Origin of the sequence: Pseudomonas sp. B21-047 (assembly GCF_024748775.1) — a bacterium.
GTDB classification, from domain to species: domain Bacteria; phylum Pseudomonadota; class Gammaproteobacteria; order Pseudomonadales; family Pseudomonadaceae; genus Aquipseudomonas; species Aquipseudomonas capeferrum.
Genome location: NZ_CP087169.1, coordinates 1,969,163 through 1,989,864, shown reverse-complemented (window position 1 = coordinate 1,989,864; position 20,702 = coordinate 1,969,163). Strand labels below are relative to the sequence as shown.

The 20,702-nt window shown below is 62.7% G+C and carries 23 protein-coding genes; 11 read left to right on the top strand and 12 right to left on the bottom strand.

Translation table 11 applies throughout. The features are described from left to right. Positions 1–12: 12 nt before the first annotated feature. From nhaR to LOY26_RS09170, 3 genes are all read left to right on the top strand, one after another. The gene (nhaR, locus tag LOY26_RS09180; protein WP_033696862.1) at positions 13–906 is read left to right on the top strand and encodes a transcriptional activator NhaR; all 894 of its coding nucleotides are present in this window, start codon (positions 13–15) and stop codon (positions 904–906) included. Between the two features lie 104 nt (positions 907–1,010). Further along, a complete protein-coding gene (gene sstT, locus LOY26_RS09175; protein ID WP_258714618.1) occupies positions 1,011–2,222 on the top strand; it encodes a serine/threonine transporter SstT in 1,212 nt (403 codons plus the stop codon). An 88-nt stretch (positions 2,223–2,310) separates the two neighbouring features. Further along, the gene (locus tag LOY26_RS09170; protein ID WP_033696859.1) at positions 2,311–2,958 is read left to right on the top strand and encodes a YceH family protein; all 648 of its coding nucleotides are present in this window, start codon (positions 2,311–2,313) and stop codon (positions 2,956–2,958) included. A 4-nt stretch (positions 2,959–2,962) separates the two neighbouring features. Here LOY26_RS09170 and LOY26_RS09165 read toward each other — a convergent pair whose 3' ends face one another. From LOY26_RS09165 to LOY26_RS09125, 9 genes are all read right to left on the bottom strand, one after another. Continuing rightward, on the bottom strand, positions 2,963–3,151 hold the full coding sequence (locus tag LOY26_RS09165; protein ID WP_186659889.1) for a hypothetical protein: 189 nt from the start codon (positions 3,149–3,151) through the stop codon (positions 2,963–2,965). Positions 3,152–3,208: 57 nt separating this feature from the next. After that, the gene (gene ahpF, locus LOY26_RS09160) at positions 3,209–4,771 is read right to left on the bottom strand and encodes an alkyl hydroperoxide reductase subunit F (protein ID WP_033696856.1); all 1,563 of its coding nucleotides are present in this window, start codon (positions 4,769–4,771) and stop codon (positions 3,209–3,211) included. A gap of 203 nt (positions 4,772–4,974) precedes the next feature. Next, positions 4,975–5,538, bottom strand: a complete 564-nt coding sequence (gene ahpC, locus LOY26_RS09155) for an alkyl hydroperoxide reductase subunit C (protein ID WP_033696855.1) — start codon at positions 5,536–5,538, stop codon at positions 4,975–4,977. 288 nt (positions 5,539–5,826) lie between these two features. Next, entirely contained in the window at positions 5,827–7,182 is a 1,356-nt protein-coding gene (gene gorA, locus LOY26_RS09150) for a glutathione-disulfide reductase (RefSeq protein WP_047581926.1), read from the bottom strand. Positions 7,183–7,279: 97 nt separating this feature from the next. Beyond that, positions 7,280–8,119: a UTP--glucose-1-phosphate uridylyltransferase GalU gene (galU, locus tag LOY26_RS09145; RefSeq protein WP_033696852.1), complete on the bottom strand. Its 840-nt coding sequence runs from the start codon at positions 8,117–8,119 to the stop codon at positions 7,280–7,282. 48 nt (positions 8,120–8,167) lie between these two features. After that, positions 8,168–9,529: a UDP-glucose/GDP-mannose dehydrogenase family protein gene (locus LOY26_RS09140; RefSeq protein ID WP_258714617.1), complete on the bottom strand. Its 1,362-nt coding sequence runs from the start codon at positions 9,527–9,529 to the stop codon at positions 8,168–8,170. Positions 9,530–9,631: 102 nt separating this feature from the next. Next, positions 9,632–10,546, bottom strand: a complete 915-nt coding sequence (locus LOY26_RS09135; RefSeq protein WP_033696850.1) for a c-type cytochrome — start codon at positions 10,544–10,546, stop codon at positions 9,632–9,634. Continuing rightward, positions 10,543–11,193: a cytochrome c gene (locus LOY26_RS09130; RefSeq protein WP_258714616.1), complete on the bottom strand. Its 651-nt coding sequence runs from the start codon at positions 11,191–11,193 to the stop codon at positions 10,543–10,545. Before LOY26_RS09130 ends, LOY26_RS09135 begins: the two co-directional genes overlap by 4 nt. A gap of 144 nt (positions 11,194–11,337) precedes the next feature. Next, entirely contained in the window at positions 11,338–11,697 is a 360-nt protein-coding gene (locus LOY26_RS09125; RefSeq protein ID WP_033696847.1) for a hypothetical protein, read from the bottom strand. Between the two features lie 161 nt (positions 11,698–11,858). Between LOY26_RS09125 and LOY26_RS09120 the strand changes: the two genes are divergently transcribed. From LOY26_RS09120 to csrA, 8 genes are all read left to right on the top strand, one after another. Further along, positions 11,859–12,161, top strand: coding sequence for a DUF1883 domain-containing protein (locus tag LOY26_RS09120; RefSeq protein WP_033696846.1), 303 nt, complete (start codon positions 11,859–11,861; stop codon positions 12,159–12,161). 7 nt (positions 12,162–12,168) lie between these two features. Continuing rightward, complete coding sequence (locus tag LOY26_RS09115; protein ID WP_077068364.1) at positions 12,169–12,339, top strand: hypothetical protein; 171 nt, start codon at positions 12,169–12,171, stop codon at positions 12,337–12,339. Positions 12,340–12,390: 51 nt separating this feature from the next. Further along, on the top strand, positions 12,391–13,467 hold the full coding sequence (locus LOY26_RS09110; RefSeq protein WP_186660062.1) for a nitronate monooxygenase family protein: 1,077 nt from the start codon (positions 12,391–12,393) through the stop codon (positions 13,465–13,467). 107 nt (positions 13,468–13,574) lie between these two features. Further along, the gene (modA, locus tag LOY26_RS09105) at positions 13,575–14,333 is read left to right on the top strand and encodes a molybdate ABC transporter substrate-binding protein (protein WP_186660064.1); all 759 of its coding nucleotides are present in this window, start codon (positions 13,575–13,577) and stop codon (positions 14,331–14,333) included. Then, the gene (gene modB, locus LOY26_RS09100) at positions 14,333–15,013 is read left to right on the top strand and encodes a molybdate ABC transporter permease subunit (RefSeq protein ID WP_186660075.1); all 681 of its coding nucleotides are present in this window, start codon (positions 14,333–14,335) and stop codon (positions 15,011–15,013) included. The genes modA and modB overlap by 1 nt, the downstream gene beginning before the upstream one ends. 1 nt (position 15,014) lies before the next feature. Continuing rightward, entirely contained in the window at positions 15,015–16,106 is a 1,092-nt protein-coding gene (modC, locus tag LOY26_RS09095) for a molybdenum ABC transporter ATP-binding protein (RefSeq protein WP_033696840.1), read from the top strand. A gap of 57 nt (positions 16,107–16,163) precedes the next feature. Continuing rightward, a complete protein-coding gene (locus LOY26_RS09090; protein WP_186660079.1) occupies positions 16,164–17,186 on the top strand; it encodes a DNA topoisomerase IB in 1,023 nt (340 codons plus the stop codon). Positions 17,187–17,439: 253 nt separating this feature from the next. Further along, entirely contained in the window at positions 17,440–17,637 is a 198-nt protein-coding gene (csrA, locus tag LOY26_RS09085) for a carbon storage regulator CsrA (RefSeq protein WP_004375914.1), read from the top strand. 45 nt (positions 17,638–17,682) lie between these two features. Here the strand turns inward: csrA and LOY26_RS09080 are convergent, their stop codons facing one another. From LOY26_RS09080 to LOY26_RS09070, 3 genes are read right to left on the bottom strand one after another with little or no spacing between them, the layout of a single operon-like run. Beyond that, on the bottom strand, positions 17,683–18,045 hold the full coding sequence (locus LOY26_RS09080) for a response regulator (protein WP_186660081.1): 363 nt from the start codon (positions 18,043–18,045) through the stop codon (positions 17,683–17,685). An 11-nt stretch (positions 18,046–18,056) separates the two neighbouring features. After that, positions 18,057–19,502: an ATPase domain-containing protein gene (locus LOY26_RS09075; RefSeq protein ID WP_186663838.1), complete on the bottom strand. Its 1,446-nt coding sequence runs from the start codon at positions 19,500–19,502 to the stop codon at positions 18,057–18,059. Positions 19,503–19,507: 5 nt separating this feature from the next. Then, positions 19,508–20,668: a nitrogen regulation protein NR(II) gene (locus tag LOY26_RS09070; protein WP_258714615.1), complete on the bottom strand. Its 1,161-nt coding sequence runs from the start codon at positions 20,666–20,668 to the stop codon at positions 19,508–19,510. Positions 20,669–20,702: the final 34 nt, after the last annotated feature.

Here is a 20,702-nt window from a genome sequence, read left to right as displayed (position 1 = left end):
AGAAATACACCGATGCTCAACTATCGCCAGTTGCACTACTTCTGGGCCGTGGCCAAGACCGGCAGCATCGCGCGTGCCAGCGAGCAGTTGAACCTCACCCCGCAGACCATCAGCGGGCAGATCAGCCTGTTCGAGCAGACGTATGGCCTTGAATTGTTCCAGCGGGTCGGTCGGCAGTTGGAGCTGACCGAGACCGGCCGCCAGACCCTGGTGTATGCCGAGCAGATGTTCCAGCTCGGCGGCGAGCTGGAAGCCATGCTGCGCGCCGGCCCGCAAGAGCAGATTCTGTTTCGCGTGGGGGTGGCCGACGTGGTCCCCAAATCCATCGTCTATCGCCTGCTGGCGCCGACCATGGAGCTGGACGAGGTGCTGCGCATCAATTGCCGGGAAGACAAACTCGAGCGGCTGCTGGCGGACCTGGCGATTCAGCGCCTGGACCTGGTCATTTCCGACAGCCCGATGCCCAACCACCTGGATATCAAGGGCTACAGCCAGAAGCTCGGCGAGTGTGGCCTGAGTTTCTTCGCCACCCAGGCGTTGGCGCAACGCCTTGCCGGGCCCTTCCCTGCCTGCCTGGACGATGCACCGCTGTTGATTCCGGGCCAGGAGACCGTGGTGCGTAGCCGTTTGCTGCGCTGGCTGGGGGAACAGCAGGTACAGCCGCGGATCGTTGGCGAGTTCGACGACAGCGCCTTGATGCAGGCGTTTGGCCAATCGGGCAGCGGCATCTTCGTGGCGCCCAGCGTGATCGCCGAGGAAGTGTGCCGCCAGTATGGCGTGCAACTGATCGGGCAGACCGAAGCGGTGCATGAATCGTTCTATGCCATTTCGGTGGAGCGCAAGGTCAAGCACCCAGGGATCGTCGCCATTACCGAGGGGGCGCGACGGGAGTTGTTCCACTGGTGATGTGCTCGCCGCTTCGCGCGTGAACCCTGAAGACCGCGAACCTGCCCGACAAAGGTCTATGGTAAAGTTTCGCCCTTTTTGAACATGCCGGGATATCGCTGCATATGACCCCCTTCTTCCGCCTTCTCAACCGCACCAGCCTGGTGACGCAGATCGTCATCGGCCTGCTGGCCGGCATCGCCCTGGCGCTGCTCGCACCCGACGTCGCCCTCGACCTGGCGTTCCTCGGCAAGGTGTTCGTCAGCGCCCTCAAGGCGGTGGCACCCATTCTGGTGTTCATTCTGGTCATGGCCTCGATCGCCAACCACCGCCACGGCCAGGAAACCCACATACGCCCGATCCTGTGGCTGTACCTGCTGGGCACCTTCTCCGCATCGGTGGTGGCCGTGGTGGCCAGCATGCTGTTCCCATCCCACCTGGTGCTGAGTGCCGGTGATACCACGCTGAGTGCGCCGGGCGGTATCGCCGAGGTCCTGCAGAACCTGCTGCTGAGCGCCGTCGACAACCCGGTCAACGCCTTGCTCAATGCCAACTTCATTGGTGTGCTGACCTGGGCGATTGGCCTGGGCGTGGCGCTGCGCCATGCCGGCGAAACCACCCGCACCGTGGTCGAGGACCTGTCCAACGGGGTTACCTTGATCGTGCGCGTGGTCATCCGTTTCGCGCCCTTGGGCATCTTCGGCCTGGTCAGCGCCACCCTCGCCCAGTCAGGCCTCGAAGCCCTGCTCGGCTACCTGCACCTGCTGGCCGTGCTGATTGGCTGCATGCTGTTCGTGGCCCTGGTGATGAACCCGCTGATCGTGTTCTGGAAGATTCGCCGCAACCCGTACCCGCTGACCCTGCTGTGCCTGCGCGAGAGCGGTATCACGGCGTTCTTCACCCGCAGCTCGGCGGCCAACATCCCGGTCAACCTGGCCCTGTCGGAGCGCCTTGGCCTGCATGAAGACACCTATTCGGTGTCGATCCCGCTGGGCGCGACCATCAACATGGCGGGCGCAGCGATCACCATCACCGTACTGACCCTGGCCGCGGTGCATACCCTGGGTATCCCGGTCGACCTGCCGACTGCCGTGCTGCTCAGCGTGGTGGCGGCTGTCTGTGCGTGCGGCGCCTCGGGCGTGGCAGGTGGTTCGCTGTTGTTGATCCCGCTGGCGTGCAGCCTGTTCGGCATCCCCAGCGAGATTGCCATGCAAGTGGTTGCGGTGGGCTTCATCATTGGTGTGCTGCAGGACTCGGCGGAGACTGCGCTGAATTCGTCGACCGACGTGCTGTTCACGGCGGCGGCGTGCCAGGCTGAGGAGCGACGCGGGGCGTGAGGCTGTCGGGGCCGTGTTGCGGCCCCAATTGCCTTAATCAACGGCTTTACCTACGCTAGTGGCCTTTTCCTCGCAATGAGACAGGGCCATGTCCGAACACGAAACCGTAGGTGAAGGCCGTTTCAACAGCACCGAGATCCGCATTCTCGGCTCGCTGATCGAAAAGCAGGCCACCAGCCCGGAAAGCTACCCACTGACCCTCAATGCCCTGGTCCTGGCCTGCAACCAGAAGACCAGCCGGGAACCGGTGATGAACCTCACCCAAGGCCAGGTCGGCCAGGCCCTGCGGGCGCTCGAAGGCCAAGGCATGACCCGCTTGCAGATGGGCAGCCGCGCCGACCGCTGGGAGCAGCGGGTGGACAAGGCCCTGGAATTGGTGCCGGCGCAACTGGTGCTGATGGGCCTGATGTTTTTGCGCGGCCCGCAAACCCTCAACGAGTTGCTCAGCCGCAGCAACCGCCTGCATGAATTCGATGACACCGAGCAGATCCAGCACCAGCTGGAACGCCTGATTTCAAGGGACCTTGCCCTGCACCTACCGCGCCAGGCAGGCCAGCGCGAAGACCGCTATACCCATGCATTGGGCGACCCGGCAGAAATCGAAGCGATCATGGCCGCACGCCAGCAGGAAGGCGGTGCCCGCAGCAGCGGTGGCAGTGTTTCGGAAGAGCGCATGGAGGCCTTGGAAGCCCGGATTGCAGCGCTGGAGGCGCGCCTGGCCGAACTCGAAGGCTGAGCCATTAGTGCTCGGGGTCGGGGAAATTGCGACAGCTCTTGCGCTCGGCCAGCTCCCGCTCACTGGGGCGCTGGTCGACGAACACGGTGCGGCCGTCGGCGTAGATTTCCAGGTAGCCCCAGTGCAGGTCCTGCTCTTTCTGCCCGGGCTTGGGTGGCACTAGCCACCAGGGTTCGCGGCTGATCAGGGTCATGGTGAGGTTCCTGAGGGTGTCTGGGGTAATGATAGACACCCTCAGGCTGCTGCTGACTTACGCCGGGGCCGAAGCCCGAATCAGGTGGTCGAAGGCCGCCAGCGAAGCCTTGGCGCCCTCACCCACCGCAATGACGATCTGTTTGTACGGCACGGTGGTCACATCACCCGCGGCAAACACGCCGGGGATGTTGGTCGCGCCCTTGGCATCGACAATGATCTCGCCACGCGGCGACAGTTCGACGGTGCCTTTGAGCCAGTCGGTATTGGGCAACAGGCCGATCTGCACGAAGATGCCTTCCAGCGCCAGGTCATGCAGCTCATCGCTGGCGCGATCCTTGTAGCGCAACCCCGTCACCTTCTCACCATCGCCGACCACTTCGGTGGTCAGTGCGCGGGTGATCACCTTGACGTTCGGCAGGCTGTGCAGCTTGCGTTGCAACACGGCGTCGGCACGCAACTGGCTGTCGAACTCGATCAGGGTCACCTGGGCGACGATGCCCGCCAAATCGATGGCCGCTTCCACGCCCGAGTTGCCGCCGCCGATCACCGCCACACGCTTGCCCTTGAACAGTGGGCCATCACAGTGCGGGCAGTAAGCCACGCCCCGGGCACGGTATTGCTGCTCGCCCGGCACGTTCATTTCGCGCCAGCGTGCACCGGTGGCCAGGATCACGGTCTTGGCCTTGAGCGACGCACCGCCCGCCAGACGCACTTCGTGCAGGCCGCCATCGGTGGCCGGGATCAGCGCTTCACCGCGCTGCAGGTTCATGATGTCGACGTCGTACTGCTTGACGTGTTCTTCCAGCGCAGTGGCCAGTTTCGGCCCTTCGGTTTCCTGCACCGAGATAAAGTTCTCGATGGCCAGGGTGTCGAGCACCTGGCCGCCGAAACGCTCGGCGGCAACACCGGTACGGATACCTTTACGCGCGGCATAGATCGCGGCCGCAGCGCCGGCCGGGCCACCGCCGACGATCAATACATCGAAAGCGTCCTTGGCGTTGATCTTTTCGGCCTGGCGGCTGCCGGCACTGGTGTCGATCTTGCCCAGAATCTCTTCCAGGCCCATGCGGCCCTGGCCGAACACTTCACCGTTCAGGTAGATGCTCGGTACCGCCATGACTTTGCGCGATTCGACTTCGTCCTGGAACAGCGCGCCGTCGATGGCCACGTGGCGCACGTTGGGGTTGAGCACCGCCATCAGGTTCAGCGCCTGGACCACGTCCGGGCAGTTCTGGCACGACAGCGAGAAGTAGGTTTCAAAGGTGAATTCGCCTTGCAGCCCTTGGATCTGCTCGATCACTTCGGCGCTGGCCTTGGACGGGTGGCCACCGACTTGCAGCAGCGCCAGCACCAGGGAGGTGAATTCATGGCCCATGGGGATGCCGGCGAAACGCAGGCTGATGTCAGCCCCAGGGCGATTGAGCGAGAACGATGGTCGACGAGCGTCGGTCCCGTCCGCGCGCAGGGTAATCAGGTTCGACAGGCCGGCGATTTCCACCAGCAGGTCGTGCAATTCGCGGGATTTCGCGCCGTCGTCGAGGGAAGCAACGATCTCGATCGGCTGGGTGACCCGCTCCAGGTAGGTTTTCAGTTGCGATTTAAGCGTGGCGTCCAACATACGGGCGATTCCTTTTTCAATCTGCAGATACAAAAACGCCCAGGCAACAGCGCCCGGGCGTTTGGCGGGGCGGTAAGTACTTCAGCTTTGGCGGCTGCTTACCGCCCTCGACTGGCGCATAACGTCTATTCGTTCGTGAAGTGCCGAACGGCGATGAGTTTCAACGCAGCATGATCGTCGCGCAGGCACTTATCGGACGACGATCAGATCTTGCCGACCAGGTCCAGGGATGGCGCCAGGGTAGCTTCGCCTTCTTTCCACTTGGCCGGGCAGACTTCGCCTGGGTGGGCAGCGACGTACTGGGCAGCCTTGACCTTGCGCAGCAGTTCGCTGGCATCACGGCCTACACCACCGTCGTTGATTTCGACGATCTTGATCTGGCCTTCCGGGTTGATCACGAAGGTACCGCGATCGGCCAGGCCGGCTTCTTCGATCAGCACGTCGAAGTTGCGCGAGATGACGTGGGTCGGGTCACCGATCAGCGGGTACTTGATCTTGCCGATGGTTTCCGAGGTGTCGTGCCAGGCTTTGTGGGTGAAGTGGGTGTCGGTGGACACGCCGTAGATTTCCACGCCGAGCTTCTGGAACTCTGCGTAGTTGTCAGCAAGGTCACCCAGCTCGGTCGGGCAAACGAAGGTGAAGTCGGCCGGGTAGAAGAACACGACAGACCACTTGCCTTTCAGGTCGGCTTCGCTTACCTGAACGAATTCGCCGTTGTGGAAGGCGGTGGCGTTGAACGGTTTGACCTGGCTGTTGATGATAGGCATGAGAGACGCTCCTTCATGGGGTTGAAATCAGTTGACGGAGAGAATCCTAACCGCTGGCCCCCAGAAAGGCTCATTGGCAAACCTGATGCTGGCGATTGGTTTTGGCTATAACCAGGGTCTATTAATAGAAGAGATAGCGCTGAGCGGCGGTTGCTTTGTGTAGGAGCGGCCTTGCGTCGCGATGGGCTGCGAAGCGGCCCCAGGATTTCGGCGTCGAAACACAGATCCAGGGGCCGCTTCGCAGCCCATCGCGACGCAAGGCCGCTCCTACAAAGGCCGGAGGTGCTTTTAGCGGGTAACGGTGCGCATCGTCACGAATTCTTCAGCCGCGGTCGGGTGCACGCCGATGGTCTCGTCAAACTGCTGCTTGGTCGCGCCCGCCTTCAGCGCAATCCCCAGGCCCTGCACGATCTCGCCGGCATCCGGCCCGACCATGTGGCAGCCGAGCACCTTGTCGGTCTCGGCATCGACCACCAGCTTCATCAGGGTCTTTTCCTGGATGTCGGTCAAGGTCAGCTTCATGGCCCGGAAACGGCTCTCGAAGATCTGCACCTTATGGCCGGCCTCCAGCGCCTGTTCCTCGGTGAGGCCAACGGTGCCGATCGGCGGCTGGCTGAACACCGCAGTGGGGATGTTCTGGTAGTCCACCGGGCGGTACTGCTCGGGCTTGAACAAGCGCCGCGCAACGGCCATGCCTTCGGCCAGCGCCACTGGGGTGAGCTGCACGCGACCGATCACATCGCCAATGGCCAGAATCGACGGCGCGGTGGTCTGGTACTGCTCATCGACGCGAATGTAGCCCCGTGCATCCAGCTCGACGCCCGTGTTCTCCAGGCCCAAATTGTCGAGCATCGGCCGCCGCCCAGTGGCGTAGAACACGCAGTCGGCAACCAGCTCGCGGCCATCCTTGAGGGTGGCCTTGAGGCTGCCGTCGTCCAGCTGGTCGATGCGCTGGATATCCGCGTTGAACTGCAGATCGAGGCCGCGTTTTTCCAGCTCTTCCTTCAAGTGCGTGCGCACCGAACCATCAAACCCGCGCAGGAACAGATCGCCCCGGTACAGCAAACTGGTATCGGCCCCCAGGCCCTGGAAGATGCCGGCAAACTCGACGGCGATGTAGCCACCGCCCACCACCAGCACGCGGCGCGGCAACGCCTTGAGGTAGAACGCTTCGTTGGAAGTGATGGCCAGTTCCTTGCCAGGGATGTCCGGCACCTGCGGCCAGCCGCCGGTGGCGATGAGGATGTGCTCGGCGGTATAGCGCTGGCCGTCGACTTCCACCTCGTTGGCGCCAGTCAGGCGTGCATGGCCCTGCAACAGGGTCACCCCGCTGTTGACCAGCAGGTTGCGGTAGATACCGTTGAGGCGCTCGATTTCCCGGTTTTTGTTGGCAATCAGGGTGCCCCAGTCGAAATGCCCTTCTTCCAGGGTCCAGCCGAAGCCTGCGGCCTGTTCCAGCTCGTCGGCGACATGCGCGCCATACACCAGCAGTTTTTTCGGCACACAGCCGACGTTGACGCAGGTACCGCCCAGGTAGCGGCTTTCGGCTACCGCCACCTTCGCGCCGAAGCCCGCGGCAAAACGCGCTGCGCGCACACCGCCGGACCCGGCACCAATCACGAACAGATCAAAATCGTAGGCCATTTATTCAGTCTCCTAGGCTGGCACCCAGCATACCGCCGTTGGCCGCCGCAAACAAAAAAGCCACCCCGAGGGGTGGCTTGCAGACCAGCGGGGCTTATCAGTAAGCCTTGCCAGTCTTGTAGTAGTTCTCGAAGCAGAAGTTGGTCGCGTCGATGTAGCCTTCGGCGCCACCGCAGTCGAAACGCTTGCCCTTGAACTTGTAGGCAATCACGCAGCCATCTTTGGCCTGTTGCAGCAGGGCGTCAGTGATCTGGATTTCGCCACCTTTGCCAGGCTCGGTGTTGGCGATGATATCGAAGATGTCCGGGGTCAGGATGTAGCGGCCGATGATCGCCAGGTTCGAAGGCGCGTCTTCCGGTGCAGGCTTTTCGACCATGTTGGTGACACGGTAGATGTCGTCGCGGATCATCTCACCGGCGATTACGCCGTACTTGTTGGTTTCCTGCGGGTCGACTTCCTGGATGGCGACGATCGAGCAGCGGTACTGCTTGAACAGTTTGACCATCTGGGTCAGTACACCGTCACCTTCCGGGTTGACGCACAGGTCGTCAGCCAGCACCACCGCGAACGGTTCGTCACCGATCAACGGGCGGCCGGTGAGGATCGCGTGGCCCAGGCCCTTCATCTCGGTCTGACGGGTGTAGGAGAAGGAGCACTCGTTAAGCAGACGACGGATACCGACCAGGTACTTTTCCTTGTCGGTGCCCTTGATCTGGTTTTCCAGCTCGTAGCTGATGTCGAAGTGGTCTTCCAGGGCACGCTTGCCACGGCCGGTCACAATGGAGATCTCGTTCAGGCCGGCATCCAGCGCTTCTTCAACGCCATACTGGATCAGTGGCTTGTTGACCACCGGCAGCATTTCCTTGGGCATGGCTTTGGTAGCGGGCAGGAAGCGGGTGCCGTAACCGGCGGCCGGGAACAAGCATTTCTTGATCATATACGTCCTTAAACAAAGGCTAGGCCTGTGGAATTCGGCGCAGTCTAATCAGGCGGCAGTCACCTTACAATGCCCCACCTGAGGCCGACCGATGCCATGATAGAGATAACCCAGTGTAGATAGTTCCAAGGGATCGTAAATATTGCGCCCATCAAATAGCACTGGCATACGCATAAGCCCCCGCACACGCACGAAATCCGGCTGCCGAAACTGCTTCCATTCGGTCACCAGCACCAGGGCGTCTGCGCCCTCGGCACAGGCGTAAGGGTCTTCGCTCAGGCGCAACTGACCGCTGGCCACGGCCTGCGGATAACGCCCCTGCATGCCGCCAAGTGCCACCGGGTCGCAGGCCTGTACCCGGGCCCCCGCCGCAAGCAACGCATCGATCAGCACCAAGCTGGGCGCCTCGCGAAGGTCGTCAGTGCCCGGTTTGAAGGCCAGCCCCCAGAGCGCGACGCTACGCCCACGCATGAAGCCGCCAAAGTGCTGGTGCAGCGCCTTGAACAGCAAGGTCTTCTGTTCGTCGTTGCGTGCCTGCACCGCCTGCAGAATCGCGGCCTGGTAGCCCTGCTGCTCGGCAGTGCGAAGCAGGGCCCGGACATCCTTGGGGAAGCACGAACCGCCGTAGCCACACCCGGCATAGATAAAATGGCTACCGATGCGCCGATCACTGCCGATGCCCCGGCGCACCTGCTCGATGTCCACATCCAGCTGTGCGCAAAGCCCCGCCAGCTCATTGATGAAGGAAACCTTGGTGGCCAGAAAGGCGTTGGCGGCGTATTTGCTGAACTCGGCGGCGCGGGGCGTCATCAACAGAATGCGTTCGCAGTTACGCACAAAGGGTGCATACAGCCGCTGCAGGCACTGGCCGGCCGCCGCACTGTCGCTGCCGATGATGATGCGGTCGGGGCGCATGAAGTCATCGATGGCGCTGCCCTCCTTGAGAAACTCGGGGTTGCTCGCCACCTCGACAGCAAAGCCTGCGCCACGCGCGCGCAAACCGACTGCAATGTGCCGGGCCACCCGCTCTGCAGTACCTACCGGTACTGTCGACTTGTTCACCACCAGGCTTGGGCGTGTCAGGTGGCGCCCCAGGCTGTCGGCAACGCCCAGCACATGCTGCAGATCGGCCGAACCGTCCTCCTGGCTGGGCGTGCCCACGGCGATAAACACCACCTCGGCACTGGCCAGCGCTTGCTGCCAATCATCGCTGAACAGCAGGCGGCCCGCCTGCATGCCGCTATGCAAGAGTGCCGGCAGGCCTGGCTCGTGGATCGGGCACTGGCCCTGGCGCAACTGCATCAAGCGCTGCGGATCACGTTCCAGGCAGGTCACCCGGTTGCCCATTTCGGCAAAACAGGCCGCCGTTACCAAGCCGACATACCCCGCCCCGATCACACAGAGTTCCATGGCCGCGCTCCTTGAGGATGATGGCGGTCATTGCAACCCGAAGGTGGTTGCAGGGCGGTGACGGGCAGATGACAAAAGAAGGCGGCCGGCGCAGCAAACCCGTCAGCTACCCGTTCCCTGCCCGATCAACACCCCCTCGACTTGCTGGCCATACAGGTTCACCCCGTCATTGGCATGAAACTTCAGCCGCGTCTTCTCCACAGACCCCTCCACCAAGCGCGGGTCCTGCGGCCGTTCGTGGCGGTTGATCCACGCCGCCACATCCCAGGCCTGTTGATCGCTCAAGCTGCCCGGTTTGCCCAGTGGCATGTTGTACTTGATGAAGGACGCTGCCGTGTTGATCCGGTGCATACCGGCCCCCCAGTTGTAGGAGTCCTTGCCCCACAGCGGCGGCATCACGTACTCACCGGCCACCTTCTGCCCTTCGCCGTTGTCACCATGGCAAATCGCACATTGCTCACGGTAAACCTGCTGGCCGCGCTTGAAGTCGTAGCCACCCTGGGGTTGCGCCACGTCCGGATAGCCGCGACCCGCGATCTCGACGCCTGTGGGTGCCTTGGTCGACAGCCAGTAGGCATACACCGACAGCGCCGTCATCTGCGGGCTGTCCGCCGCCGGTGGCTTGCCGTTCATGCTGAACTGGAAACACCCCTGGATGCGCTCGGCGTAGGTGTTGACCTTGTCGTTTTTCTTGCGATAAGCCGGGTACATCGGGTACGCGCCCCACATCGGCGCGGAGTGTGCCAGCCGCCCCTGGTCGAGGTGGCAGTTGCTGCAGTTCAAACCGTTACCCACGGCTTCCGGCATCTTGCGTCGGGTATCGACAAACAAGGCATGGCCCTCGCGGACCATCTTGCCAAAGGCATTGTCCGGCAACTCGCTTTCGGCGGGCGGCACGAACTGCGGCGCGGCCTGCACGCCTGGCACCTTCAACTGCGACTGGTCTTCCATGGCGATCGGGGCGGCCTGGGCACTGCCCATGGCCAACAGCAGCGCGGCGGGAATCAAGGGCTTCATGGCGTGACCTCCTGGCTGGCGGGGCGGGCGAAGAACTCGGCAATGGCCTTGACCTCGTCATCGGTCATCGCCTTGGCCACGCCCACCATCAGTTGGTTGGGGTCATTGCTGCGGCTGCCGTCGCGCCAGGCATTGAGCTGCGCCATCAAGTAAGCCGCAGGCTGGCCTGCCAAGGGCGGAAAATGCTCACCTACCCCACTGCCACCAGGGCCGTGACATTGCACACAACCGGGTATCTGTCGCCCCCAATCACCGTACAGGGCCATGCGCGTGGTGGGGTCATCGGCAATCTGCTGGCGGCGCAGGTCAGCCGCAGGCTCGGCCGGTAGGCTGGCCAGGTACGCGCTGACCGCCTTGATCTCGTCTTCGCTCAAAGCCTTGGCGAGCGGTTCCATGACCGGCTGCTTGCGCGTGCCATCACGCCAGTCGTGCAACTGTTTGCTCAGGTAGCCGGCGGGTAACCCGGCCAAACGGGGGAACCCGGCGGCGGCAATGCCCTTGCCGTCTGGCCCATGGCAACCTAGGCAGGCCATGGCGGCGGGGTTAGCCCCGCCCTGGGTGAAGATTTTCTGGCCATCGGCGGCATGCGCCGTGGGCCAGGCCAGGATCAGCAAGCTGCCGATCACGACTCGACTCAACGGTGTCATCACGAATCTCCATTTCTTTTGTTATAAGCTTAGGCTTAAAAAACATAAGCAAATGGATACTAGACCCGTAAGGCAAATCGCAACAACACCAGACTCGCCAAGCGAGGGTTATTGGCTTTTTAACCGCGAATCAATTGCGCCAGATCAATGGCCAGAAATGCACTGCGTCGTCGCCGTACGCACGTCGCCCAGGCGCAGCGGGAAGTTGTTCAACCGCTCACGCAGTTTGATGCTGCTGCCGCTGCCACGCTTGTCGATATCGACCAACGCCGCAGGCCCGGCCCCGGACGTGAGCTTCTGCGGCACGATCAGGCGCAGGCCGTCGCCTCGCGGCTCCTCGACCAACGGATCACGGGTATCGGCCAGCTTCTGCTTGATGCAATCTGCGTATTCACGCGGCGTCTTGCCAGAGATCACATCCATTGTTTCGCGCGATTGTTCAAGCTCCGAAACGCTGACACAGCCACCCAGCGTCAGGGACAACGCCGCTACCATCCATTTCATTTGCAGCACCTCTGCCTTTCAAGAATCCCGTTCGACCACCGCCGGGCTGTTTTGCTCCCTGCTTTGGCAGATTTATCTACGCCTGGCCAACAGGCGCGGCAGTGTAACGCTACATCGTGGTATCTTTCGCCTTTGCAGATCCAAACCTTGCGGAGCATCACATGAAATTCGTACACCAGCGCGAGCACCTGAACGAAGACGATATCGTCGTCATCGAGTGCTCCCAGCGCTGCAACATCCGCCTGATGAACGACGCCAACTTCCGCAGTTTCAAAAATGGCGGCCGGCACACCTACCACGGGGGTGCTTTTGACCAGTTCCCGGCAAAGATCACCGTGCCAAGTACCGGTTTCTGGAACATCACCCTCGATACCGTGACCACTCGCCCGATCTCGGTAACGCGCAAACCGACCTTGACCCACAAGATCAAGATCATCCGTCGCTCGTCGTCGAAACTCAGATAAGACCGCCATGACCCAGACCATCAAGTACGTCATCAAATACAAACTCGACGGCGAGCGCCGCTTTGAATTCGCGTTCATGCCCGAGGCTTCCGTGGAGCAGGCGCTGCAAGCGCTGCAAAAGATCCACGGCGACGATGCCGTGAAGATCAGCGACATCCAGGTCAGCAAGGCCCTGTAAACGCCCTACGTGCACTGCCGTACCGATCACGCTGCCCGCAAGGAGAATCGCATGAGCCAGTGGCCTGACCGTCGCATCCTCGATCTGCTGGGCATCGAGCTGCCCATTCTCCAGGCGCCGATGGCCGGTGCGACCGGCTCGGCCATGGCCATTGCCGTGGGCGCTGCGGGCGGCCTCGGTGCGCTGCCCTGCGCCATGCTCACCGCCGCGCAGATCGCTGAAGAGATCGAGGCATTTCGCGCCGCCTGCCCTGGGCGCCCGCTGAACCTGAACTTCTTCTGCCACCAGCCACCGCTGCCCGATGCCGAGCGCGATGCGCGCTGGAAGCAGGCATTGAAGCCTTACTACAGCGAAGTGGGTGCCGACTTCGAGGCCCCCACCCCGGCCTCCAACCGTGCGCCTTTCGATGAGCAAAGCTGCCAACTGGTCGAGCGACTGCACCCTGAAGTGGTGAGTTTCCATTTCGGCCTGCCCGCGCCGCAGTTGCTGCAGAGGGTCAAGGCAACCGGCGCCAAGGTGCTGTCCAGCGCCACCACGGTGGCAGAAGCGGTGTGGCTGGAGCGCCACGGCTGCGACGCGATCATCGCCATGGGCTATGAAGCCGGCGGCCATCGTGGCATGTTCCTCAGCGAAGACATCACCAGCCAGATTGGCACCTTCGCCCTGGTGCCGCAGATTGCCGATGCGGTCAAGGTGCCGGTGATTGCAGCCGGCGGCATCGGCGACCACCGCGGCCTGGTCGCGGCCCTGGCCCTCGGCGCGTCGGCCGTGCAGATCGGCACGGCCTACCTGTTCTGCCCTGAGGCCAAGGTTTCTGCCGCTCACCGCCACGCTCTGGACACCGCGCCGGCCAGCGAAACCGCACTGACCAATCTGTTCACCGGCCGCCCGGCGCGGGGCATCATCAATCGCGTCATGCGCGAACTGGGGCCGATGAGCGAGCTGGCACCGCGCTTTCCGCTGGCGGGTGGCGCGCTGATGCCGCTGCGCGCAATCACCGACCCCCAGGGCAACAGCGACTTCAGCAACCTCTGGTCAGGCCAGGCGCTGCGCCTGGGCAGGCACCTGCCGGCAGGTGAGCTGACCCGGGATATCGCCGACAAGGCCCTGCAACAAATCGGGCGCTGAACCCGGTTGGCGAACGTCTATAACACAGTTGCCCTCATGCCCTTCCCGGCCAATGGCGTATCGCTATATAGTTAACGCTATAACGATAATCCCAAGGAGCTGTCTTCATGCGAATCCGCCCACTGCACCTGGCTGCCACTGCCCTGGCCAGCCTGATCTGCCTCAACACTGCCTGGGCCGACGAGGTTCAGGTCGCGGTCGCAGCTAACTTCACAGCACCGATCCAGGCCATCGCCAAGGACTTCGAGAAAGACACCGGCCACAAGCTGGTTGCAGCCTACGGTGCCACCGGGCAGTTCTACGCACAAATCAAGAACGGTGCGCCGTTCGAAGTGTTCCTCGCCGCCGATGACAGCACCCCAGCCAAGCTCGAGCAAGAAAACGAAATCGTACCCGGTTCGCGTTTCACCTACGCCATCGGCACCCTGGCCCTGTGGTCGGCGAAGGTAGGTTACGTGGACGCCAAAGGTGAAGTGCTGAAAAAGAACGCCTACAAGCACCTGTCCATCGCCAACCCTAAAGCCGCCCCTTACGGCCTGGCCGCGACGCAGGTGCTGGACAAACTGAACCTGGCCGAGGCCACCAAGGGCAAGATCGTCGAAGGCCAGAACATCACCCAGGCCTTCCAGTTCGTATCCACCGGCAATGCCGAGCTGGGCTTCGTTGCCCTGTCGCAGATCTACAAGGACGGCAAGGTAACCAGCGGCTCGGCCTGGATCGTGCCGTCCGCGCTGCACGACCCCATCCGCCAGGACGCCGTGATCCTCAACAAGGGCAAAGACAATGCCGCCGCCAAGGCGCTGGTCGAGTACCTGAAGGGCCCGAAAGCCGCAGCGGTGATCAAGTCCTACGGTTATGAAATCTGATGCCACTGGACGCCAGTGACCTGGGGGCAATCTGGCTGACCGTCAAACTGGCCAGCTTGACCACCCTGATTCTGCTGGTCCTCGGTACGCCCCTCGCCTGGTGGCTGGCGCGCACGCGTTCGTGGTTACGCGGGCCGGTGGGCGCCGTGGTGGCGTTGCCGCTGGTGCTGCCACCGACGGTGATCGGCTTTTACCTGCTGATCGCCCTCGGCCCGCACGGTTGGCTTGGCCAGGCTACCCAGGCACTAGGCCTGGGTAGCGTGGTGTTCAGCTTCACGGGGTTGGTGATTGGCTCGGTGATCTATTCCATGCCGTTCGTGGTGCAGCCGCTGCAAAATGCCTTTGGCGCTATCGGCCAACGGCCACTGGAAGTGGCAGCCACCCTGCGCGCCAGCCCCTGGGACACCTTCGTTCATGTGGTACTGCCGCTGGCCCGCCCCGGCTTCGTCACCGCGAGCATCCTGGGTTTCGCCCATACCGTGGGTGAGTTTGGCGTGGTGCTGATGATTGGCGGCAACATCCCCGACAAGACCCGCGTGGTCTCGGTGCAGATCTTCGATCACGTCGAGGCTATGGAATATTCGCAAGCCCACTGGCTGGCCGGTGCCATGCTGGTGTTTTCGTTCCTGGTGCTGCTATTGCTATACGCTGGGCGCCGCGGCAAAGCTGGCTGGAGCTGAAATGACTGGATCGATTGTGGCGCGCCTGGAGTTGGCGCGCGACGACTTTACCCTGGATGTCGACCTGCTGCTGCCAGGGCGCGGTATCAGCGCGCTGTTCGGCCACTCCGGCTCGGGCAAGACGTCATGCCTGCGCTGCCTGGCGGGGCTGGAGCGGGCTGCCAGCGCGTATATCGAGATCAACGGCGAGGTTTGGGAAGACAGCGCGAGCGGCTATTTCCAGGCGCCGCATCTGCGACCGGTGGGCTACGTATTCCAGGAAGCCAGCCTGTTCCCGCACCTGTCGGTACGCAGCAACCTGGAGTTCGGCTGGCGGCGAATTGCGCCGGGCGAGCGCAAGGTCAGCCTTGATCAGGCCTGCCAACTGTTGGGCATCGGCCACCTGCTGGCACGCCGCCCGGCCACCTTGTCCGGCGGCGAGGCCCAGCGCGTCGGCATTGCCCGTGCGCTGCTCAGCAGCCCACGGCTGTTGCTGATGGACGAGCCACTGGCGGCCCTCGACGGGCCGCGCAAGCGCGAGATCCTGCCGTACCTGGAGCGCCTGCATGACGAGCTGGAAATCCCGCTGGTGTATGTCAGCCACGCCCAGGACGAAGTGGCGCGGCTGGCAGACCACCTGGTGTTGCTGGAGCAAGGCCAGGCCGTGGCCAGCGGCCCGATCGGCGAAACGCTGGCGCGCCTCGACCTTTCATTGGCCCAGGGCGAGGACGCCGGGGTGGTGTTCGAAGGCCTGGTGGTCGGTCATGACCCTCATTACGATTTGCTCGACCTACGCCTGCCCGGCAGTAGCGCGCCACTCTTGCGCATCGCCCACCCTGCGCATGTCATGGGCAGTACCCTGCGGGTCAAGGTTCAGGCCCGCGATGTAAGCCTGGCCCTGGCCGCAGACAGCGCCTCGAGCATCCTCAATCGGTTGCCGGTGCGGGTGCGTGAAAGCCGCCCGGCAGACAACCCGGCCCATGTCCTGGTCAGCCTGGATGCCGGCGGCAATGCCTTGCTGGCGCGTATCACTCGCTATTCGGCAGACCAGTTGGGCCTGCACCCAGGCCAGGCACTGTTTGCCCAGATCAAGTCGGTGGCATTGTTGGGCTGAGCAACCACCACGCGGCCGTTGTCCATTGATCAGTGACCTGATCGAGGCCTGCCGCCAATGCTCGACTGCCCCCTGCCCCGCACCTTGCATTACGTTGACGACAGCCAACCGGGCCTGAGCCGGCGGCGCTGGCGCGACCGCTTCATCTACTTTGATGCCGAGGGCCAACGGGTGCGCGACGCCGACACCCTCGCGCGCATCGCCGCGCTGGTGATTCCGCCGGCGTACAGCGAAGTGTGGATCTGCGCCGACCCGCAGGGTCACCTGCAAGCTACTGGCCGCGACGCCCGTGGCCGCAAGCAGTACCGCTACCATGAGCAATGGCGCGAACTGCGTGACCAGCACAAATACGGGCGCATGCTGGCCTTTGCTCAGGCACTGCCGAAACTGCGCCTGCAACTGGAAACGCACCTGGCCCGCCCGGGCCTGGACCGGGAAAAGGTCATGGCACTGGTGGTGAGCCTGCTGGACCACACCCTGATCCGCATCGGCAACCAGCGATACCTGCGCGACAACCAGTCATACGGGCTGACCACGCTGCGCAACCGCCACGTCAAGGTGCAAGGCGGCAGCATCCGCTTCCAGTTCCGCGGCAAGCGCGGCGTCGAGCACGACGTCACCTTGCATGACCGGCGCCTGGCAAACCTGCTCAAGCGTTGCATGGAGCTGCCGGGCCAGGCGCTGTTCCAGTACCTGGACGAAGACGGCCAACGCCGCAGCGTCGGCTCCAGCGAGATCAACCAGTTTTTGCAGGAACTCACTGGCGCCGATTTCACTGCCAAGGACTACCGCACCTGGGCCGGCAGCAGCCTGGCGCTGGACCTGCTCAGGCCGCTGGCATGGGAGCCGGAAAGCGAAGCGAAGCGCCAGGTCGCGGCCATCGTCAAACAGGTCGCCACACGCCTGGGCAACACCCCGGCGGTGTGCCGACGCTGCTACATCCACCCGGCGGTGCTGGAACACTTTGCCCTCGGGCGGCTGGCCAGTTTGCCGCGCAAGCGTAACCGCAAGGGCCTGGACCCGGAGGAAGTCGCGTTGCTGTTATTTCTTCAGGCACTAGAGGAACAGTACGATCATTGACACTGTCTATTTAGGCCATGATGCAGAGAAATTTCCCATACGGGCTGAACCCCCCTATTCTTGCCACCGAGCACCTTCGCCGACAATCCGCTTGCGGTAACTATCGGCGCCTGCAACTGAAGACACGCAACAGAATTTGTCTGTCGGGGAATTCCTATCCGCCGAAAGCGTCTTTAATGAGAAGGAAGAGGGACTGGCTCCCACCGCCGCGGCAAATAGCCCGACGGATTTCAACATTACCAAGGAGAACTACATGCTGATACTCACCCGTAAGGTTGGCGAAAGCATCGTCATCAACGATGACATCAAAGTCACCATTCTGGGCGTCAAAGGGATGCAGGTGAGGATTGGTATCGACGCACCGAAAGATGTCCAGGTGCACCGCGAAGAGATCTTCAAGCGTATCCAGGCTGGCAGCCCGGCCCCGGAAAAACACGACGACTCGCACTGAGCGACCCCACCTCAAGCCGCACGGACGCGCTTGATCGACGGTGCCTCAGGTGCCCAGCAGTTCGCGCACCTTGGCGATCATCCTGTCCATATCGAAGGGTTTGTCGAATACCGCGGCGAACAGTTCCGGGCACCCGTGGCTGGCCTGGCTAACCTGGCCGCCGCTCATCAAGATGACCGGCAGGTCGCTCAGGTGCAGCTCATCGCGCATCGAGCGCACCAGCTCTTCGCCATTGAGCAGGGGCATCATGTAGTCGGTGATCACCAGCTCGACGCGTTTTTCCTTGAGCGCTTCCAGGGCCTTGAGGCCATTGCTCGCCTTCTCCACCAGATAACCTTCATCCTCAAGGGCGAAGCCGAGGATGTCGGCGATCAGGTATTCGTCATCGACGATCAGAATGGTGTTCATCAGAGGGCCCGTCACCCGCTCCCCTGCGGCACAGGGGCCCCAGAGAGCACGCCGCTGGCGCCCTCGAAGGCCTTGCGCAAGGTGATGCCCTGGGGGCCGAGCAGCAGCTCGTGCAACGCAGGGTCATGGTGGCTGTCACGCACCTTGAGGATCGACAGCATGCGCCGCAGCTGCGACTGCAGCTCGACGAAGCGCATCAGCATCAGGTTGTCGACGATGCTCGACAGGTCCGCTATCGGCGCAGTGATTTCCGAACCGAAGATGTCACGCATTTCCCAGGTCAACAGCACACTGACTTCACGTGCTCGCAGCTCAGCAGTCAAGGCGCGGAAAAACGCGTTGAGCCGCGTCGGGTCGATCGCCAGACGGCTGAAGGCACCCAGGCTGTCGATCACCACACGCTTGCTGCCTTGCGCCTCGACACGTTCAAGCAAGCGCGCGCCAACCTGGTCCAGCAAACCCTCCGTGGTGGGCTGCCAGCACAACTGCAGGGCACCTTCGCGCTCAAGTGCGGCAAAATCGTAGCCCAGCGACGCCGCTTTGAGGCGCAAGCGTTCGGGCGTTTCATAGAAACCGAAGTGCACCCCTGGCGCCCGCTCGGTACATGCGCCCAGAAATGCCAGGCCCAGGGACGTCTTGCCGATACCGGAAGGCCCCATCAACAGGCTGACCGAGCCAGCGGCCAGCCCGCCACCGCACATTTCATCCAGGCTCATGATGCCTGAAGAGACCCGGCTCAGCGTGGCGTTGCCCTTCTGACTGAGGTGACCGAGCAGCGACTCCAGTCGCGGAAACACATGCATGCCCGCTTCGTCGATCAGGCATTCGTGACGGCCCGACAAGGCTGCGCTGCCACGCGTCTTGCGCAACTGAATGTGGCGTACGGCACGGCTGCCGACCAGTTGCTCGCCCAGCTCGATCACCCCATCGACCATCGTGTGTTCCGGGCTGCCTTCGTCCAGCCGTGCACTGGTCAACAGCAACACGGTGCAGCCGGCAAAAGCTGCGTGGCCTTGCAGTTCCGAGACGAATTTTTTCGTGTCCAGGTGCGTCTGCGCACGCACGCGGGCATTGAGCACACCGTCCACGATGAGTAGGCTGGCCTGCTGGCGCCCGATCTCCTGGCGCAGCAACTTGACCACGGCATCGAGCCCTTCCTGCTCGAGGGCGTCGAAGGCACTGACGAACTGGATCTGGTCGCCAACCAGGCTCGGGTCGAAAAATTCAAGGGTACCCAGGTACTGGAACAGCCGCTCGTGGGATTCACTGAGCAACGTCGCCACCAGCACCCTGCCGCCAGTCTGCACGTGGTGACAGGCCAACTGATTGGCGAGAATGGTTTTACCCGCGCCGGGTGGGCCTTGAATGATGTACGACGCCCCCGCCACCAGCCCCCCCCTGAGCAGCGCATCGAGCCCTTCGATCCCCGTCACCAGCCGCTTGAGTGCCTGTGCCATGGTTTCTACCTGTCGAGTTGGCGATCTGCTTGTGGGTCAGACGTGGGTAAATAAAGACGCATGCAGGTGCCCCTGCCGAGCACGCTGTCGACGCTGATGGCGCCATTGCTCTGCTTGGCGAAGCCATAGACCTGGCTGAGGCCCAGGCCGGTTCCCTTGCCGAATGCCTTGGTGGTGAAGAACGGCTCGAAAATGCGTGGCAGCACGTCAGGGGCGATCCCGCTTCCGCTGTCCTGCACCTCGAAGCACACGAAGCTGCCATGCAACCCCTCCACCTCACCGACAAGCTCGACAACCTCGGCCGCCATACGGATTTGGCCACTGCCCGGGATAGCATCGCGGGCATTGAACAACAGGTTCAGCAGCACCATCTGCAACTGCCCTGCATCCACTTCTATTGATGGCAAGGTTGACGGCAGGTGATGCTCCAGGTCGATGTCACTGGGCAGCGAATGTTCCAGCAGCCCACGGGTGGCGGCGATCAGTTCCAAGGGCGCGACGCGGCTGACATCGAGTTTGCGGTGTCGGGCAAAACTGAGCAGTTGCTGGGTCAGTTCGGTACCCCGCTGCCCGGCGTCGACAATGTGTTGCAACATACGTTGGACACGCGCCGGGTCCTGAGCGTTCATGGCCAGCCGTGCCGAGCTCAGGATGATGGTCAGCATGTTGTTGAAATCATGCGCCAGCCCACCGGTCAGTTGACCAAGGGCTTCGAGCTTCTGCGCCTGGAACAGCTGGGCACGCACAGCATCGAGCTGCAGCGCAGAATCGCGCCGGTCAGTGATATCCCGGGTAACCTTGGCCAGGCCGACGATCTGCCCGAGATCGTCACGGATCACGTCCAGCGCGGCCATCGCCCAGAATTGCGAGCCGTCCTTGCGCACGCGCCAGCCCTCATCCTGCGCCACCCCCTGCTCCAGCGCTTGGCGCAGCAGGCGTTCGGGGCGCCCTTCGGCACAATCCTGAGGGGTGAAGAACAACGAGAAATGCCGGCCGATCACTTCATCTGCGCGGTAGCCCTTGATCCGTTCGGCGCCAGCGTTCCAGGAAACCACGCGCCCATCCGGGTCGAGCATGTAGATGGCGTAGTCCACCACCGACTGAACCAGTTGTTCATAGCGGTGAGCGGGAATGACGGGGTGATCGAGGCAGTCAGCTGAAACCATGCAAACTCCACAGGCACAGCGGGAGGTAGAAAAT

Bases quoted from the DNA above. Each gene is read 5' to 3' on its own strand.
- nhaR (WP_033696862.1), top strand. From the start codon at position 13: ATGCTCAACTATCGCCAGTTGCACTACTTCTGGGCCGTGGCCAAGACC.
- sstT (WP_258714618.1), top strand. From the start codon at position 1,011: ATGACCCCCTTCTTCCGCCTTCTCAACCGCACCAGCCTGGTGACGCAG.
- LOY26_RS09170 (WP_033696859.1), top strand. From the start codon at position 2,311: ATGTCCGAACACGAAACCGTAGGTGAAGGCCGTTTCAACAGCACCGAG.
- LOY26_RS09165 (WP_186659889.1), bottom strand. From the start codon at position 3,151: ATGACCCTGATCAGCCGCGAACCCTGGTGGCTAGTGCCACCCAAGCCC.
- ahpF (WP_033696856.1), bottom strand. From the start codon at position 4,771: ATGTTGGACGCCACGCTTAAATCGCAACTGAAAACCTACCTGGAGCGG.
- ahpC (WP_033696855.1), bottom strand. From the start codon at position 5,538: ATGCCTATCATCAACAGCCAGGTCAAACCGTTCAACGCCACCGCCTTC.
- gorA (WP_047581926.1), bottom strand. From the start codon at position 7,182: ATGGCCTACGATTTTGATCTGTTCGTGATTGGTGCCGGGTCCGGCGGT.
- galU (WP_033696852.1), bottom strand. From the start codon at position 8,119: ATGATCAAGAAATGCTTGTTCCCGGCCGCCGGTTACGGCACCCGCTTC.
- LOY26_RS09140 (WP_258714617.1), bottom strand. From the start codon at position 9,529: ATGGAACTCTGTGTGATCGGGGCGGGGTATGTCGGCTTGGTAACGGCG.
- LOY26_RS09135 (WP_033696850.1), bottom strand. From the start codon at position 10,546: ATGAAGCCCTTGATTCCCGCCGCGCTGCTGTTGGCCATGGGCAGTGCC.
- LOY26_RS09130 (WP_258714616.1), bottom strand. From the start codon at position 11,193: ATGACACCGTTGAGTCGAGTCGTGATCGGCAGCTTGCTGATCCTGGCC.
- LOY26_RS09125 (WP_033696847.1), bottom strand. From the start codon at position 11,697: ATGAAATGGATGGTAGCGGCGTTGTCCCTGACGCTGGGTGGCTGTGTC.
- LOY26_RS09120 (WP_033696846.1), top strand. From the start codon at position 11,859: ATGAAATTCGTACACCAGCGCGAGCACCTGAACGAAGACGATATCGTC.
- LOY26_RS09115 (WP_077068364.1), top strand. From the start codon at position 12,169: ATGACCCAGACCATCAAGTACGTCATCAAATACAAACTCGACGGCGAG.
- LOY26_RS09110 (WP_186660062.1), top strand. From the start codon at position 12,391: ATGAGCCAGTGGCCTGACCGTCGCATCCTCGATCTGCTGGGCATCGAG.
- modA (WP_186660064.1), top strand. From the start codon at position 13,575: ATGCGAATCCGCCCACTGCACCTGGCTGCCACTGCCCTGGCCAGCCTG.
- modB (WP_186660075.1), top strand. From the start codon at position 14,333: ATGCCACTGGACGCCAGTGACCTGGGGGCAATCTGGCTGACCGTCAAA.
- modC (WP_033696840.1), top strand. From the start codon at position 15,015: ATGACTGGATCGATTGTGGCGCGCCTGGAGTTGGCGCGCGACGACTTT.
- LOY26_RS09090 (WP_186660079.1), top strand. From the start codon at position 16,164: ATGCTCGACTGCCCCCTGCCCCGCACCTTGCATTACGTTGACGACAGC.
- csrA (WP_004375914.1), top strand. From the start codon at position 17,440: ATGCTGATACTCACCCGTAAGGTTGGCGAAAGCATCGTCATCAACGAT.
- LOY26_RS09080 (WP_186660081.1), bottom strand. From the start codon at position 18,045: ATGAACACCATTCTGATCGTCGATGACGAATACCTGATCGCCGACATC.
- LOY26_RS09075 (WP_186663838.1), bottom strand. From the start codon at position 19,502: ATGGCACAGGCACTCAAGCGGCTGGTGACGGGGATCGAAGGGCTCGAT.
- LOY26_RS09070 (WP_258714615.1), bottom strand. From the start codon at position 20,668: ATGGTTTCAGCTGACTGCCTCGATCACCCCGTCATTCCCGCTCACCGC.